Raw genomic sequence first — 14,536 nt, forward strand, 5'->3', positions numbered from 1 at the left:
TCTTCCGACCCCGCCTGATCGGGGCAACAGAGAGGAAGAGGAGACGTTATGATCAAGACCGTATTTCGCATTGCCGCCGCTGCCGCATTGCTGTCAGCCGCAAGCAGCATTGCCTATGCCAAGGACCCGATGGTGGGCGGCGCTGCGATGTATGCCAGCAAGAACATCATCCAGAATGCCGTGAACTCCAAGGATCACACGACGCTGGTCGCAGCCGTCAAGGCGGCCGGCCTCGTTGATACCCTTGAGGGTAAAGGCCCTTTCACCGTCTTCGCGCCGACCAATGAAGCCTTCAAGCAACTGCCGGCGGGCACGGTCGAAACGCTGCTGAAGCCGGAAAACAAGGAAAAGCTGGTCAAGATCCTGACCTGCCATGTCGTCGCTGGTGACGACATGGCTGCCACCATCAAGAAATGGGCAATGAGCAAGGGCGGCGAATACGATCTGAAAACGGTCGGCGGCTGCACGATCAAGGCCATGGAGAAGGGCGGCAAGCTGACGTTGACCGATGAGGCCGGCGGCACCGCTCACATCACCATCGCCGACGTCAAGCAGTCGAACGGCGTGATCCATGTGGTCGACAAGGTGTTGTTGCCGAAGATGTAATCCTTAGCGGCAACACGGCCGCCGTCGCCTTATGCGGGGTCGGGGGCGGCGGCCTCATTGTATCGGAGGGTCCTCAGACCTGGATGCCGACCGTCAGCCCGATCGCCTCGCGCAACTCCTGAAGTCCGACGCCCTTTTCCGAGGAGGTGGCGAGGATGCCGGGATAGGCAGCCGGGCGCTTGCGGATTTTTTCGGCTGTGTCGGCGAGCAGCTTCGGTATGCCTGCTTCCTTGATCTTGTCGGTCTTGGTGAGCACGATCTGATAGGAAACGGCGGCCTTGTCGAGCAGATCCAGGACCTCCGCGTCGTTCTTCTTGATACCGTGGCGGCTGTCGATCAGCACATAGACGCGCTTCAGCGTGGTGCGTCCGCGCAGATAGTCGAATACCAGCTTCGTCCAGGCATCCACCTGATCCTTGGGTGCTTCGGCATAGCCATAGCCGGGCATGTCTACCAGAGCCATCGGCGGCAGATCGCCACCCTCGCCGGAAAAGCCGTCGGGAACGAAATAGTTGAGCTCCTGCGTGCGCCCCGGCGTGTTAGAGGTACGCGCCAGCCCCTTATGCCCGACAAGGGCATTGATCAGCGACGACTTGCCGACATTGGAGCGGCCGGCAAAGGCAATTTCCGGCGGCCCTTCCGGCGGCAGAAATTTCATCGACGGCACGCCGCGGATGAAGATCCACGGACGCCCGAAAAGCGGCTTGTCGTCTTTTGTCGTCTGATCTGCCATTTGCTCAGTCTTTTGCTTGGTTTGATGGTCTGGCTTCGGGGTTTTGCCCATGAAAGTCAAGTTTTGATCGATGTGTGTGCCATGTTGCGGACCTGCACGGACCCTGTCATGCTGCGCGCATGGAGCAGGATGCCTCGAAAGACGACGATATCGCAGAAATACGCCTCGATGCGAAGGAAGCCGTCGTTCTATTCGAGCTTCTTTCCCGCTGGTCCGATCCGAAGGCAACGCACACCCCCGACAAATTGTGTTTCGAAAGCCCTGCCGAATGCGCGGTATTGAACGGTTTGCTCGGGGATCTCGAAAAACAGCTCGCTGCTCCGTTCAAGCCCGAATACAGGCAGATTCTCGCCGATGCCCGCAGCTTCCTGGCGGGGCGGTGGAATGATCCGACCCTCCGCGGCTGAACTCTCCTAAACCGTCGACTTAGATCGGAATTTTGATCTGCAGCAGATGGTGATCCCGTAAAATCCGCAATTGCTGCACCACGGCGCCGCACAAGTCGTGCTAAGGCTCGATGCCATGAAAGCCGCTACAGAACAAAACTATCGTCGGCGCATTGCCCGGGTCATCGAGGCGATCATGGTCGATCCCGCAGCATCCCATTCCGTCGAAAGCCTGGCGGCGGTCGCCCATTTCTCGCCGTTCCATTTTCATAGGCTCTATCGGGCGATGACAGGCGAAAGCGTAGCCGCCACGATCCGCAGGGTACGGCTTGCGCAGGCCGCAAATCAATTGGCCACGAGTCCGGCCTCGGTCACCGAGACGGCGCTGGAGGCAGGCTACGACAGCTCGCAGAGCTTCGCCCGCGCCTTTCGCGGCATGACCGGCCTCACCCCGACCGCATTCCAGCTGCAACAGCAGGCGATCACTGCAAATCTGCCCACCGTTACGGTCGATGACCGACCTCCCGCAACACTCTTTGGATTGCGTCACGAAGGGCCGGCGCAGACGATACCGCACACCTATCGCCGACTTGCGCAAAGGCTGGCCGAGCGCGGGCGTGCCTGGCATGACATGACACGTATCGGCATCGGCTCCGGCGATCCCGAACAGGGGGCGGGATTCTGGTATTTCGCCGCTGTCATACTCCCGCCGGACGATGTCGCGTCCGAGGGACTGGAGCAGCGTGATCTGCCCGGCGGCCTCTACGCCTGCTATCGGCTCATGGGTTCATATACCCTTATTTCCCCGACCTTTCAGACGCTCTTCGGCGGCTGGCTGCCGCAGAGCGGTTACGAGCCTGACGACCGCCCGATAATCGAGCTCTACCTCAACCATCCGGCCAAGGTGATGGAGCACGAAATAGCCACCGATCTGCTGATCCCGCTCCGTCACATCGTAGCCTGAACTGTTCGAGATCAGACTTCCGAATGGAACATGCCGGCCATCAGGGCCGGCGTGTCGATATCACTCGTCCCTGCCTCCCTTGATCCCGTTCCCGGAGAAGAAAATGCGTTTCTTGAAGATTGGAATTCTCTTAGCCCTCGGTCTGGCTGCCTCATCGGCTCGAGCGGCCGGTCTGACGTCCATTCAGGTTCCTGCGACGGCAGACAATCCGGCCCTGAGCGCCTTCGTCTGGTCGCCCTGCGCGACGCCGCCGGAGGAGGTGAAGCTTGGACCGATAACGGTGGCTGCCGTCCGCAATTGCCCGATCGCCGGGAGCAAGCTGCCGCTCATCGTCATCTCGCACGGGCACAGCGGCGGCTCCCTCAATCATCACGATGTGGCAGAGACACTGGCCGATGCCGGCTTCCTGGTGGTGGCGCTCAACCATCCCGGCGACAATTTTTCCGATCTCAGCCGATCGGGCGACATCTCGATCATGTTTCAGCGGCCGCGAGACATTAAGCGTCTGATCGATTTCCTGCTTGCCGGCTGGCCGCAGGCGGAAAAAATCGATCCGGATCGCATCGGTTTCTTCGGCTTCTCGCGTGGCGGCTATACCGGCCTGGTGCTTGCAGGCGCGGTCCCCGACTTTCACGACGCCACGGTTCCCTGTCCGGAGCCTGCTCCGATCTGCGGCGAGATCCGCCGCAACGAAATACCGGCCGAGCCGCTCGCTCGTGATCCGCGCATAAAGGCCTTCGTCCTTGCCGATCCGCTGAGCTTCTTTTCGACAAAGGAAAGCCTGAAGGCGGTCGGCGCTCCGATCCAGCTCTGGGGGTCAGAACATGGCGGTGATGGCGTGCTGCCGGAAAATGTCGCAGCACTGGCGGTCAATCTGCCTGACAAGCCGGACTTCCACGTCGTGCCCGGTTCGGCCCATTTCGCCTTTCTGGCGCCATGCTCGGCGGGCTTGGCCGGGTCCCAGCCGGAGATCTGTACGGATCAGGCTGGATTTGACCGGGCTGCGTTTCACAGGTCGCTCGATGCGAATATCCTCGAATTCTTCCGCAAGAATCTCGCCCCGGAACGGAAGAGCTGAAAGAAAGCGCGAAACAACTGCCGCAAAAGAAAAGCCCCGCCGAAGCGGGGCTTTTCGTCATTTCGATGGTGCCGGTTTTCGTTTGAAGAGGCCCTTCAGATTGTCGAAGAGTTCCACCTTCACGCCGTGGCGCTTCATGATGATCGACTGCTGGATGACCGAGAGCGTGTTGTTCCAGGCCCAGTAGATCACGAGGCCGGCCGGGAAGCTTGCCAGCATGAACATGAACACCAGCGGCATCCAGTTGAAGATCATCGCCTGGGTCGGGTCCGGCGGCGTCGGGTTCATGCGCATCTGGAAGAACATGGTGACGCCCATGATCAGCGGCCAGACGCCGAGATGCAGGAAGGTCGGAGCCGCAAACGGCAGCAGGCCGAAGAGGTTGACGATCGAGGTCGGATCGGGAGCGGAAAGGTCCTGAATCCAGCCGAAGAACGGCGCATGGCGCATCTCGATGGTGATGTAGATCACCTTGTAGAGCGAGAAGAAGATCGGGATCTGCAAAAGCACTGGCCAGCAGCCGGCGATCGGGTTGATCTTCTCTTCCTTGTAGAGCTGCATGGTCGCCTGCTGCAGGGCCATGCGGTCGTCGCCGAACTTGGCCTTCAGCTCTTCCATCTTCGGCTGCACGCGCTTCATGTTCGCCATCGAAGCGTATTGCCGGCTGGCGAGCGGGAAGAACAGCGCCTTGACCACGATGGTGGTGCAGAGGATCGCGACGCCGAAATTGCCGAAGTAGCGGAAGAAGAAATCCATCAGCTTGAACATCGGCTTGGTGATGAAATAGAACCAGCCCCAATCGATCAGGCGGTCGAAACGCGGGATCGAATAGCTGGTCTCGTAGCGGTCGATGACCGGAACTTCCTTGGCGCCGGCGAAGACGAGGTTCTTCAGCTCGATCGACTGGCTGGGAGCGACCGTGATCGCATCCTGCTTGTAGTCTGCCTGGTAACGCGGCGTGCCATCCGCGAAGTGCGAGAAGCGGGCGTCATAAGCGGTCGACTGTGGCGGCACGATGGTTGCAGCCCAATACTTGTCCGTCATGCCGAGCCAGCCGCCGGTCGCCTTGGCAGGCGTCGTGGCTTCCTTTTCGGTCGACGCATATTTCGTCTCGATCAGGCCGTCATCGCCAATGACGCCGATGAAGCCTTCGTGCAGGACGTAGGCCGACGGCGTTTCAGGCTTGTTGTAGCGAGTGACGCGGCCATAGCTCGACAGAGAAACTGGAGCCTGGCTGGCATTGGCGATCTTGTCGGTGATCGTGAACATGTAGCGATCGTCGACGGAGATCGTGCGGCTGAAGGTAATGCCCTTGTCGTTGGTGTAGGACAGCGTCACCGGCGTCTTGTCGGTCAGCTTGTCGCCGCTTGCGAGCGTCCAAATCGTTGAAGGGCCTGGAACGGCGCCCGTGGCATCGCTGCCGACATAGCCGAGTTCCGTAAAGTAGCCGTTCTTGGTGTCGGCCGGGCTGAACAGCGTGATGATCGGGCTGCTCTTGTCGACGGTCTCGTGGTAGGCCTTGAGCTGGAGGTCGTCGAAACGCGCGCCTTCCAGGTTGATGGAGCCGGCAAGGGCCGGCGTGTCGATGATGACGCGCGACGAAGCGGTCTTGGCGACCGACTGCTCGAGGGTGAGGACCGCCGGCGCCGTCTGACCGCCTGCCGGCAACGAACCGTTCACGGCAGCACCCGCTGCGGGCGACTGCGTCGTCTGGGCCTGCTGCGCCTGCTGATGAGCCTTGGCGGCCTGTTCAGCCTGGCGCTGCGCTTCGAGGCGCGGGTTCATGTAGAAAAACTGCCAGCCGAGAACAATCAGCACGGACAGTGCAATTGCTATGAAGTAATTGCGGTTGTTTTCCATCATACTTTCCTGGAGCGATCCGTTTCGGACCGCCGATGTTTCGGCCTGTTTTCGACGCGGCTTACGAGTTCGCTTGCCAGTTTTTCGAAAGGCGCGGTCAGCACATCGCGCCGCGCGACAACCACATAGTCGTGTCCGGGCTGCATTGCAAACCCTGCATGAAGCCGCACGGCTTCTTTCAGCCTGCGCCGCATGCGGTTGCGCTCCACCGCGTTGCCATGTTTTTTGGTGACGGTAAATCCAACGCGGGGATCGGCGTCGGCGGTCTTGCGGTCCAGCACCTCAATCAGGAAGAAGCCGCCTCTGCGCTTCTCGCCTTCGCGGACTGCAAGAAACTGCGGCCGGCTTTTCAGCCGCCCGACAGTCTTTTTTGGTCGTTCATTCGTCAATTTGCCCGCCATCCTGGATTATCGGGCACTTCGGCCCTTAGGCCGAAAGACGCTTGCGGCCGCGGTTACGGCGAGCGGAAAGAACCGCACGGCCGCCCTTGGTAGCCATGCGCGAACGGAAACCGTGGCGACGCTTGCGGACAAGCTTGGATGGTTGGTAGGTACGCTTCATTTATTTAAACACCGCGGAGTGCGGCCCTTCTTGAGCTTTGCTTCAATAGCAAGGAGCGTTGTTGATTATGGCGAACGGACTTGTCCCGCAAATGCAGGCTCCATGACCGGACGTGCGCGGGCTTATACGGATCAAGGCCCCGGAAGTCAATTATAGGGGCACAGATTCCTTGAAATCGGGCAAATTCGCGCTGTCGGCCGCGGCAACCCGCATTTGGCGGCAGTGCTCGGCGGAATGTGTACACAACCTTAAATATAGATTGCAGATATTCTAAAATATATGGAAAGTATAGTCAGAAATGCAGTACGTTTAGATTAAAAATACTTCAATGTAACGTTAATGATTTTAGTCGATATCTAGCTCCATGTCGTAAAACCCATCGATTTACGGGGGATGGGATCTGCGCCGGAGGGGTATTGTGAAAATTCGCGGCAAAATAAATCTGCTTGTATCTGTCATGGCCGGGGCGGCGCTTCTGATTGGCGCCACCGCCCTCTATGCGTTGCATCAATATGACCAGAAATTACAGAGCTACGAGCAGACGGCGAGCCGTGCTTACATGGGCGAGCGCCTGAATCGCTACGTGACCGCGGTGGTCATGGAAGCGCGCGGCATCTATGCCGCTGCTGCGGCAAAGGATTCCAAACCCTTTGCCGATGGGCTGATGGCGGATCTCGACGAAATCGACAAGGTGCTGACGGACTGGGCGCCTCTGGTGCCGGATACGCAGAAGCCGGAATTCACCAAACTGCAGGCCCGTGCCCAGGAATTTCGCGTCTTTCGCACGGAAACGGCCAGGCTCGGTGTGACGGATGGCCCGGATGCCGCCGGCAAGCAGGGCAATAACGAAGCGAACCGTGCCAACCGCAAGGCTTTCCAGGCTGAGATCGATGCGGTCGTCGAGACCGACAAGGGGGAGCTTGCGAAAGCCGAGGCCGAGATTGCAACCTTTCACAGCAACGTCTTGTGGGTCGTCCTCGGCATCATGATCGCCGGTATCGCGGCCGGTGTCGGCCTTGGCGCCTATATCGGAACTGTCCATCTCAGCCGCCCGATCCGCAAGGTGACCGACGCGATAAAGAGTGTCGCGAACGGCCATTTCGATATCGAGGTGCCGTTTGCCGGCCGTCGGGACGAAATCGGCGAGATGGCGGCAGCCGTCGACGTCTTCAAGGAAAACGGTAATGCCGTGCGCCGCATGAATGCCGAGGAAACGGCCATGCGCGCCAAGAGCGACGAGCTTCAGTCGAGCATGTCTCTGGCAGTCTCCGCCGCGGCAGCCGGCGATTTCAGCCCGCGCATCGAGAAGGACTATGGCGACGTCAATCTCAACCGCTTTGCGCGCAACGTCAACGAGCTCCTGATAAGCGTCGACACGGGGATCGGCGAGGTCCGCCGCGTCATTGCAAGCCTGGCTGACGGTGATCTGACCCAGGCAATGAAGGGCGAATTCCAGGGGGCTTTTGCCGAGCTGCAGCAGAACGTCAATACGACGCTCGCGACGCTGAAGAGCACCATGAGCGAAGTGCGCGAGACCACAGGCTCGATCAACTCCAACACCAATGAGCTGCGTCACGCCAGCGACGACCTCTCCAAGCGCACGGAACAGCAGGCGGCCGCTCTTGAGGAGACTTCGGCAGCGCTCGACGAGATCACCTCCGTCGTGCAGAATTCCACGGAGCGGGCGCGCGAGGCCAGCGTCATGGTCAGCGAAGCAAAGGACGATGCTGCACGCTCCGGCACGGTCGTTCGTAACGCCATCGATGCCATGGGGCGCATCGAGCAGGCATCCGGCGAGATCAGCCAGATCATCGGCGTGATCGACGACATCGCCTTCCAGACCAATCTGCTGGCGTTGAACGCCGGTGTCGAGGCCGCGCGCGCCGGCGAGGCGGGCAAGGGCTTCGCGGTGGTTGCCCAGGAAGTACGCGAGCTTGCCCAGCGTTCTGCGACAGCTGCCAAGGATATCAAGGCCCTGATCGGCAAGTCCGGTGACGAGGTGCAGATCGGCGTCAAGCTGGTGCAGGCGACCGGCGAGGCGCTGTCGTCCATCGAGGCTCGCGTGCTCAAGATCAACGATCACATCCACTCGATCGCAACGGCGGCGCGCGAGCAGGCGACGGGCCTCTCCGAGGTGAACAACGCGGTCAACCAGATGGATGAGGTCACGCAGCGAAACGCCGCCATGGTCGAGGAGACCTCGGCCGCGACCCATCGATTGGCGGCCGAGGCGGATGGCCTTGTCCATCTCGTTTCGCGCTTCAAGGTCGATGCTATCAATGTGTCAGCACCGGTGGCGGCGCGTGCTGAGACGCATCGCCCCACAGCTTCGCCAGCGCGCCGCATGATCGACAGGGTCGCGACTGCCTTCGGCGGCGGAGCGCTTGCGCCGGCCGCTGCAACGCAAGGCTGGGAAGAGTTCTGACCCCACAGATGTGAGGTTGGCTTATGAGGCTGGTTGCGGCGCCTGGGTGCCGTAGCCGGCCTCCTCCTTTTGTCAAAATCCGGAGCCGATTGGAAAAAAGCCCACAATCGCCTATTATCTAGTTTCGATCAGGTCGCATCAGATCGCTTTGCAGCGAAGCGGGACAATTGAAATGGACAGTGGGCAGGGCAAGGGCGCCGTAAAGGACGGCAAGGTCGAGAAGGGCCGCTTGTCTCAGTTTTGCCGGCCGACCGGCATTTTTGGCGGCCTTTCCGGCAAGCTCCTCATCCTTACGGTCGTTTTCATTTCGCTGGCCGAAGTGCTGATCTTCGTGCCCTCCGTCGCCAATATGCGGCTGCGCTGGCTGGAGGATCGGCTGAACACCGCCGCCGCCGCTGCCATCGTCATTGATGGCCTGCAGCCGGCCGAACTGCCGCGCGCGTTGCAGAAGGAAACCCTGATGGCGACTGGCACGCGCGCCATCGTTCTGCGCAAGGACGGCACGTCACGCCTGCTGGCAACAGCCGAGATGCCGGCCTCCGTAGATGAGAAGTACGATCTGAGCGACGTGTCTCAGCTCACCGCGATCAAGGATGCGCTCGATACGCTGCTGTTCGGCGGCAATCGGATTATCCGCGTTTTCGGTCCGGTCGGCGGCGATGCCAATACGGGCATCGAGGTGGTGTTGAAGGATACCCGCCTGCGCAATGCGATGCTTGCCTATTCGGTCAGTGTGTTCTTCGTCTCGATCCTGATTTCGCTGTTCACCGCGACGCTGATCTTCTTTGCGATCAACCGCATGATGATCCGCCCCATCCGCCGACTGACGGACAGCATGCAGGCCTATTCCGATGATCCGGAAGATCCCGGCCGTGTTCTTGCGCCGGAGAAGGGACGCGATGAGCTGGCCGTAGCCGGCCGGCATCTTGCCGCGATGCAGTCGCAATTGCAGAAAACCTTGAAGCAGCAGAAGAATCTGGCTGCGCTTGGCTTGGCGGTGTCGAAGATCAATCACGACATGCGCAATATCCTTTCGGCCGCGCAACTGATGTCGGACCGTCTGGTCGATGTCGATGACCCGATGGTCAAGCGCTTTGCTCCGAAGCTGTTGCGCACCATCGACCGCGCCGTCGGCTATACGACCGAGGTCCTGTCCTATGGTCAGACCTCCGAGTCGGCGCCGCGTCGGCGCAAGATTCGCATATTCGAGCTTATCGAGGAGGTGCGCGATATTCTGGCGATCGATCCGGATAGCGGCATCGAGTTCATCGAGCAGCTCAGCCCGGATCTGGAGGTCGATGCCGACAGCGAGCAGCTGTTCCGCGTCATCCACAATCTCTGCCGCAATGCCCATCAGGCGCTGATCGCCTTCGGCGAGGCGGAGCCTGATAGCGTCAGGCGGATCACGGTTTCGGCGCACCGGATCGGCAGTGTCGTCAGCATCACCGTCGACGATACCGGCCCGGGCATGCCGCAAAAGGCGAGGGAAAACCTGTTCACGGCCTTCCGGGGTTCTGCCCGCTCCGGCGGCACGGGCCTTGGCCTGGCGATCGCCCGTGAGCTTGTCCTTGCCCATGGCGGCACCATTGCGCTCGTCGAAAAACCGGCCGCCGGCACGCAGTTCCGCATCGAGATCCCCGACCGCCCGGTATCCCTCGACGATTACCGCAGCAGAAGCCTCCAAGAAAGTTGATTGTTTTCAGCTGCTTGGCGTCAATATGCACGAAAATCGCGATCTTTTTCAGAAATCCACTTGCATTCCCTCAAGGGAGGCTTTAGAGAACCGCCCACGCCAACGGTTTCTTCCGTTTCGGCCACGCACCCGTAGCTCAGCTGGATAGAGCACCAGACTACGAATCTGGGGGTCAGGAGTTCGAATCTCTTCGGGTGCGCCATTTTCTCCATCTTCATTCCAATCGAGAATAACTTAGGCACCAAGGCCTGAGCCCGGGCGCAAGTTGCTCTTTGGCCCATCCCGGTGATCGCTAAGGTTTGGAGCCGAGATGGCCATTCCACGTTGCTGGAGCTGGAAATGGCGGGTCACATAAAGCCTGGATTTCGCGGCAGATATTGAGTCCAGTCGCCGTAGCCGGGCGATGCCATCAATAGCATCGGAAAGGTGATCCGCATCCCTTGAGCGATCGCAAGGCTCAAGGCGCGGTCGCATGTGCCTGGCAGGAATGCTGATATCTTCTCGGCAGAGCCATCTGCCGCCAGCTTCAATGCGGTCGCAAAGGCATCATGAAGAAAATCAGGCCGCGTGACCGCGAGGGGGCCGATGTGCCCGTTGGAGCTGATATAGCCATAGCCGACAATATCATTGCCAGCGCAGAGCAAAAAGCCTGCGTTCGATGGGTCGTCGAGCAGATAGCGATGATGTTTCTCCCGCGAGACGCCTATGGCGCGGGAATCGATCTCGACAAGATTTTCCATCGCCGCCCCGCCGGTATCGAGTGCGATGGCGCGCAATGACGGTTCCGGCAAAGTCTGCCTCACCCGTTCACGCGCGACGCTGAAAAAGTAAATCGGCATTTTGGGAAAGAGGCCATGCCGCATGTAAAGGCCCTGCGAGACACGATTGAAGGTGAAGGTAATCAGTGCCTTGTGAACCGCTCCTGATTTCCGGGCGTGCTCCACGGTTCGTGCCAAGAGTTCATTCCCGATGCCCTGGTCCTGCCGGGCGGGATCGACGAACAGCTGGGCGAGGAACCAGACATTGCCGCAAACCCAGCTCCAGGCGAAGCCGAGGATTTTCCCGCCATCGTCCGCGACCCATAATCCATCAGGGTCGTCCTTGAGTGAAAATAACTGAAAGTTGGGAGGGCTTGCCGTCGCCATCGGGCCGAAGCCATGCCGAACGGTAAGATCGTTGATGCTGGCAACCACCAGAGCATCGGTCGCGGCCAAATCGTCCGCACGGGCAGGTCTGTAAACAAGCGGCATTGGATAACCCCGCAAATGTTCCCGCGATAGAGCGCCGTAACGCGTCGTCCCGGCCATTCATGACTGCCGTCTCGGATGCCGCCGCTGTGCTTTCGGCACCCTTCGCCCCAATAAGAGAAACCGGAGGCTTGATGCTTCTCCCTTCCGGCACATTCTTTGATTACAAGGCCGTGATCATAACATACGCGCTCTCAATTTCATCCCGCCCGCGCGCTGTTTGCATACTCATTTAGGTCGAGACATGGCCCTCCCGCGTTGCGAATGCGCGCCTTTTCACCGGCTGCACTAGCTTAAACCGACTTTGTTGCTTTGCTAGGTGACTGCAATCACCCGCACCGATCAGCCCTGACGCTTTGCTTCCTGCCCATGATCCGTCGCCAGCGGTAATTCCGGCAGGAAGAGCAGTGCGATCAGCGCCAATGCCACGATGGCCGTACCCGTCGCGAAAGTCATGGCGATCGCGTGACGATAGAGCGCTATCGCGGCGTCATGCGCCTCCGGGGAGGCGGTGGCGAGTTGCTTCATGCCGGCTTCCGTGAGTGAGGATATATGCATCCCGTCGAGGACGCCGCCGGCATTCTGTACGCGATAGGCAAGAATGGCGCCGGAGCCCGTGACGCCGATGAGGCCGCCGAGCGAGCGGAAGAAGGCAAGCGTCGCCGTTCCCACGCCACGATGGGCAAGGGGAAGGGCATTCTGCACTGCGATCGTCATGGTGGGCATGACGAGGCCAAGGCCGAGGCCGAGGGCAAAGACGGTCGGCTCGATGATCCAGAAGCCCTGGCTGGTGGCCGCCGCCCAGGCGAGTACGGCGAAGGAGGCGGTTGCGAGGCTGAGGCCGCAGAGCTGTGCCGGCTTGTAGCGCCCGAAGCGATGCAGCAGCACGCGCCCGTTGACCATGGAAGAGATGACGACGCCGATCATCAGCGGGCCGGTGAGCAAGCCCGAATGCGAGGCGCTGACTCCCATGACCATCTGGAAGAACAAGGGAAAGAAAAGGCTTGCCCCGAGCATGCCCATGAAGGTCAGGGCGAGCACGATGCAGGCGACGACGAACAGCCGGTTGCGGAAGAGATCGGGCGGCAGCACGGGCTCCGGTTCGCGCCGGATATGCAGGATGAAAAAGACGAAGAGAACGAGTGCAATGGCGGAGAGGCCGAAGATCTCCGGCGAGTTCCAGGCCCATTCATTGCCGCCAAGCGCGAGCACCAGCAGGAAGCTGGTCGTGCAGCTCGTCAGCAGCGCCGCGCCGAGATAGTCGATACGGCGGCTGCGTGTATGATGCGGCCGCTTCAGCGCCCGGCCGATCATGACGAGCGCGATGGCGCCGATCGGCAGGTTGACGTAGAAGATCCAGTGCCATGACAGGAGATCGGTGATGACGCCGCCGGCGATCGGGCCGATGACGCTGCAGACGGCGAAGACGGCCGCGATCGAACCCTGATTGCGACCGCGTCTGGCTGGCGGCACGATATCGCCGATGATGATCTGCGCCAGCGGCAGCAATCCGCCGGCGCCGATACCCTGGATCGCCCGGAAGATGATGAGCTGCATCAGCGTCTGTGCCATGCCGCTCAGCACCGAGCCGAGGAGGAAGATGAGGATCGCCGCATAGATCATCGGCTTGCGGCCGTACTGGTCGCTGAGCTTGCCGTAGAGCGGCATGGTGCTGGTCGAGGCAAGCACATAGGCGCTGACCACCCAGGAAAGGTGCGTCAGGCCGCCGAGGTCGCTGACGATGCGCGGCAGCGCAGTCGCGACGATACTTTGGTCGATCGCGCCGAGGCCGAGAACGATCATCAGGCCTAGGATGACGGCGCGGATCTCGCGACGATCGGGCGGGTCGCCTGCCGTCGGATCGGATGGTGGGACAGCATTCGGACGAGCCGTATTCATTCTCCGATCTCCATGAGCGGTTCGATTGCGGCGCGAATGGCGTCACGCTGCTGCGGCGACAATTTGGCGAGTTCGGAGGCGAGCCAGTCGGTTCTCCGCCGTTTCAGGCTACGGATGATTTCTTCGCCTTTCGCTGTCGCCACCAGACCATTGCGGCGGCGGTCGCTCGGGTCTGGCTCCGAACGAGCAATAAGGCCATCCCGCTCCATGGCTTTCACATGGCCTGAAATCGTCGGTCCGCGCAGCTTCTCCATCCGAGCCAGTTCGGCAACGCCGATGCCCGGCTGGCGCATGATGGCGACAAGCAGCAAGGCATGCAGCGGCGACAGCCCGGCCTCGTCGCTCTCGCGCCGCAGCTGTCGATGCAGGCGATGCAGGGCAGGACGCAACGCCTCGGCCAGCGCGTAGGCTTCCTCGATCCCGTGATGGTGGTCGGCTTTGCTCATCGATAGTCTCACTCGCATGTAGATAGATAGGCTTCCTATCTATAGACCTATCGTGCGGCATGTGCTTGCGCAAGCGGTAATATTGTGAAAGATTTTCAATCATTGCGCGTTGTTCGTCAGTATTTACGACTCATGAGGAGGAGAAGAGCTGTGAAACGATTTCTGACAACCGTAACAGTGACTGCCCTGAGTGCCCTGCTTGCCGTAACGTCTTTCGACCCGGCGGCGGCTGCACCGATCCAGCCGCTGATCCAGCCGGCAATCCATCAGACGGGTGATCAGCCCGCTGGCCTGACGGAAGTTCAATATCGCCACCACAACAGGCACTATCGCGGGCGTCACCGTCCGCATTATCGTCCCCACTACCGGCCGCACAATCGCCCGGGCTATTGGCATGGTCATCGCGGCTATCGCTATCACCGCCCCGGCTATCGGCGCCATGATGGCTGGTGGTATCCGATGGCCGCATTTACCGCCGGGGCAATCATCGGTGGGGCCGTTTCGCAGCCGCCGCGCGGCAGCGCGCATGTTCGCTGGTGCGCGAGCCGCTACAAGACCTATCGTGTGTCGGACAATACCTATCGGCCGACCAACGGTCCGCGCCGTCAGTGCGTTAGCCGTTGATATCGCGCATATCG

At 60.5% G+C, this 14,536-nt stretch carries 14 protein-coding genes and 1 tRNA gene; 8 read left to right on the forward strand and 7 right to left on the reverse strand.

Translation table 11 applies throughout. The features are described from left to right. The first annotated feature begins 48 nt into the window (after positions 1–48). Positions 49–606: a fasciclin domain-containing protein gene (locus tag ABOK31_RS00365; protein ID WP_349957346.1), complete on the forward strand. Its 558-nt coding sequence runs from the start codon at positions 49–51 to the stop codon at positions 604–606. Between the two features lie 73 nt (positions 607–679). On the opposite strand, the gene yihA is transcribed toward ABOK31_RS00365, so the two are convergent. Then, positions 680–1,339 carry a ribosome biogenesis GTP-binding protein YihA/YsxC gene (gene yihA / locus ABOK31_RS00370; protein WP_075855491.1) on the reverse strand — a complete coding sequence of 220 codons (660 nt, stop codon included), beginning with the start codon at positions 1,337–1,339 and terminating at the stop codon, positions 680–682. A 119-nt stretch (positions 1,340–1,458) separates the two neighbouring features. Here yihA and ABOK31_RS00375 point away from each other — a divergent pair, with 119 nt between their 5' ends. From ABOK31_RS00375 to ABOK31_RS00385, 3 genes are all read left to right on the forward strand, one after another. Beyond that, positions 1,459–1,746 carry a hypothetical protein gene (locus tag ABOK31_RS00375; protein WP_092715209.1) on the forward strand — a complete coding sequence of 96 codons (288 nt, stop codon included), beginning with the start codon at positions 1,459–1,461 and terminating at the stop codon, positions 1,744–1,746. A gap of 115 nt (positions 1,747–1,861) precedes the next feature. Further along, complete coding sequence (locus tag ABOK31_RS00380; protein ID WP_174175551.1) at positions 1,862–2,689, forward strand: GyrI-like domain-containing protein; 828 nt, start codon at positions 1,862–1,864, stop codon at positions 2,687–2,689. Between the two features lie 103 nt (positions 2,690–2,792). Then, the gene (locus ABOK31_RS00385) at positions 2,793–3,767 is read left to right on the forward strand and encodes an alpha/beta fold hydrolase (RefSeq protein WP_349957348.1); all 975 of its coding nucleotides are present in this window, start codon (positions 2,793–2,795) and stop codon (positions 3,765–3,767) included. Positions 3,768–3,824: 57 nt separating this feature from the next. Here the strand turns inward: ABOK31_RS00385 and yidC are convergent, their stop codons facing one another. Genes yidC through rpmH form a run of 3 tightly spaced genes read right to left on the reverse strand, consistent with a single transcriptional unit; the run spans position 3,825 to position 6,188 of the window. After that, positions 3,825–5,627, reverse strand: a complete 1,803-nt coding sequence (yidC, locus tag ABOK31_RS00390) for a membrane protein insertase YidC (protein ID WP_174175549.1) — start codon at positions 5,625–5,627, stop codon at positions 3,825–3,827. Next, positions 5,627–6,028, reverse strand: coding sequence for a ribonuclease P protein component (gene rnpA / locus ABOK31_RS00395; protein WP_174175547.1), 402 nt, complete (start codon positions 6,026–6,028; stop codon positions 5,627–5,629). Before rnpA ends, yidC begins: the two co-directional genes overlap by 1 nt. Before the next feature lie 25 nt (positions 6,029–6,053). Next, the gene (gene rpmH, locus ABOK31_RS00400) at positions 6,054–6,188 is read right to left on the reverse strand and encodes a 50S ribosomal protein L34 (RefSeq protein ID WP_092843085.1); all 135 of its coding nucleotides are present in this window, start codon (positions 6,186–6,188) and stop codon (positions 6,054–6,056) included. Positions 6,189–6,606: 418 nt separating this feature from the next. Here rpmH and ABOK31_RS00405 point away from each other — a divergent pair, with 418 nt between their 5' ends. From ABOK31_RS00405 to ABOK31_RS00415, 3 genes are all read left to right on the forward strand, one after another. Beyond that, positions 6,607–8,613: a methyl-accepting chemotaxis protein gene (locus ABOK31_RS00405; RefSeq protein WP_349957349.1), complete on the forward strand. Its 2,007-nt coding sequence runs from the start codon at positions 6,607–6,609 to the stop codon at positions 8,611–8,613. Between the two features lie 172 nt (positions 8,614–8,785). Then, positions 8,786–10,306, forward strand: coding sequence for a HAMP domain-containing sensor histidine kinase (locus tag ABOK31_RS00410; protein ID WP_349957350.1), 1,521 nt, complete (start codon positions 8,786–8,788; stop codon positions 10,304–10,306). Positions 10,307–10,431: 125 nt separating this feature from the next. Then, positions 10,432–10,508: transfer RNA gene (locus ABOK31_RS00415), tRNA-Arg, on the forward strand. 145 nt (positions 10,509–10,653) lie between these two features. On the opposite strand, the gene ABOK31_RS00420 is transcribed toward ABOK31_RS00415, so the two are convergent. The 3 genes from ABOK31_RS00420 to ABOK31_RS00430 form a co-directional block, all read right to left on the reverse strand. Continuing rightward, entirely contained in the window at positions 10,654–11,556 is a 903-nt protein-coding gene (locus ABOK31_RS00420; RefSeq protein WP_349957352.1) for a GNAT family N-acetyltransferase, read from the reverse strand. 339 nt (positions 11,557–11,895) lie between these two features. Next, positions 11,896–13,452 (reverse strand): MDR family MFS transporter, encoded by a 1,557-nt coding sequence (locus ABOK31_RS00425; RefSeq protein WP_174175539.1) that lies wholly within the window; start codon positions 13,450–13,452, stop codon positions 11,896–11,898. Further along, complete coding sequence (locus ABOK31_RS00430; RefSeq protein WP_174175537.1) at positions 13,449–13,898, reverse strand: MarR family transcriptional regulator; 450 nt, start codon at positions 13,896–13,898, stop codon at positions 13,449–13,451. Before ABOK31_RS00430 ends, ABOK31_RS00425 begins: the two co-directional genes overlap by 4 nt. 150 nt (positions 13,899–14,048) lie before the next feature. Between ABOK31_RS00430 and ABOK31_RS00435 the strand changes: the two genes are divergently transcribed. Beyond that, the gene (locus ABOK31_RS00435) at positions 14,049–14,522 is read left to right on the forward strand and encodes a BA14K family protein (RefSeq protein WP_349957353.1); all 474 of its coding nucleotides are present in this window, start codon (positions 14,049–14,051) and stop codon (positions 14,520–14,522) included. Positions 14,523–14,536 lie beyond the last annotated feature (14 nt).

Origin of the sequence: Rhizobium sp. ZPR4 (assembly GCF_040215725.1) — a bacterium.
Lineage (GTDB): Bacteria > Pseudomonadota > Alphaproteobacteria > Rhizobiales > Rhizobiaceae > Rhizobium > Rhizobium rhizogenes_D.

Coding starts and splice junctions, on each gene's coding strand:
- ABOK31_RS00365 (WP_349957346.1), top strand. CDS start 49: ATGATCAAGACCGTATTTCGCATTGCCGCCGCTGCCGCATTGCTGTCA.
- yihA (WP_075855491.1), bottom strand. CDS start 1,339: ATGGCAGATCAGACGACAAAAGACGACAAGCCGCTTTTCGGGCGTCCG.
- ABOK31_RS00375 (WP_092715209.1), top strand. CDS start 1,459: ATGGAGCAGGATGCCTCGAAAGACGACGATATCGCAGAAATACGCCTC.
- ABOK31_RS00380 (WP_174175551.1), top strand. CDS start 1,862: ATGAAAGCCGCTACAGAACAAAACTATCGTCGGCGCATTGCCCGGGTC.
- ABOK31_RS00385 (WP_349957348.1), top strand. CDS start 2,793: ATGCGTTTCTTGAAGATTGGAATTCTCTTAGCCCTCGGTCTGGCTGCC.
- yidC (WP_174175549.1), bottom strand. CDS start 5,627: ATGGAAAACAACCGCAATTACTTCATAGCAATTGCACTGTCCGTGCTG.
- rnpA (WP_174175547.1), bottom strand. CDS start 6,028: ATGGCGGGCAAATTGACGAATGAACGACCAAAAAAGACTGTCGGGCGG.
- rpmH (WP_092843085.1), bottom strand. CDS start 6,188: ATGAAGCGTACCTACCAACCATCCAAGCTTGTCCGCAAGCGTCGCCAC.
- ABOK31_RS00410 (WP_349957350.1), top strand. CDS start 8,786: ATGGACAGTGGGCAGGGCAAGGGCGCCGTAAAGGACGGCAAGGTCGAG.
- ABOK31_RS00420 (WP_349957352.1), bottom strand. CDS start 11,556: ATGCCGCTTGTTTACAGACCTGCCCGTGCGGACGATTTGGCCGCGACC.
- ABOK31_RS00425 (WP_174175539.1), bottom strand. CDS start 13,452: ATGAATACGGCTCGTCCGAATGCTGTCCCACCATCCGATCCGACGGCA.
- ABOK31_RS00430 (WP_174175537.1), bottom strand. CDS start 13,898: ATGAGCAAAGCCGACCACCATCACGGGATCGAGGAAGCCTACGCGCTG.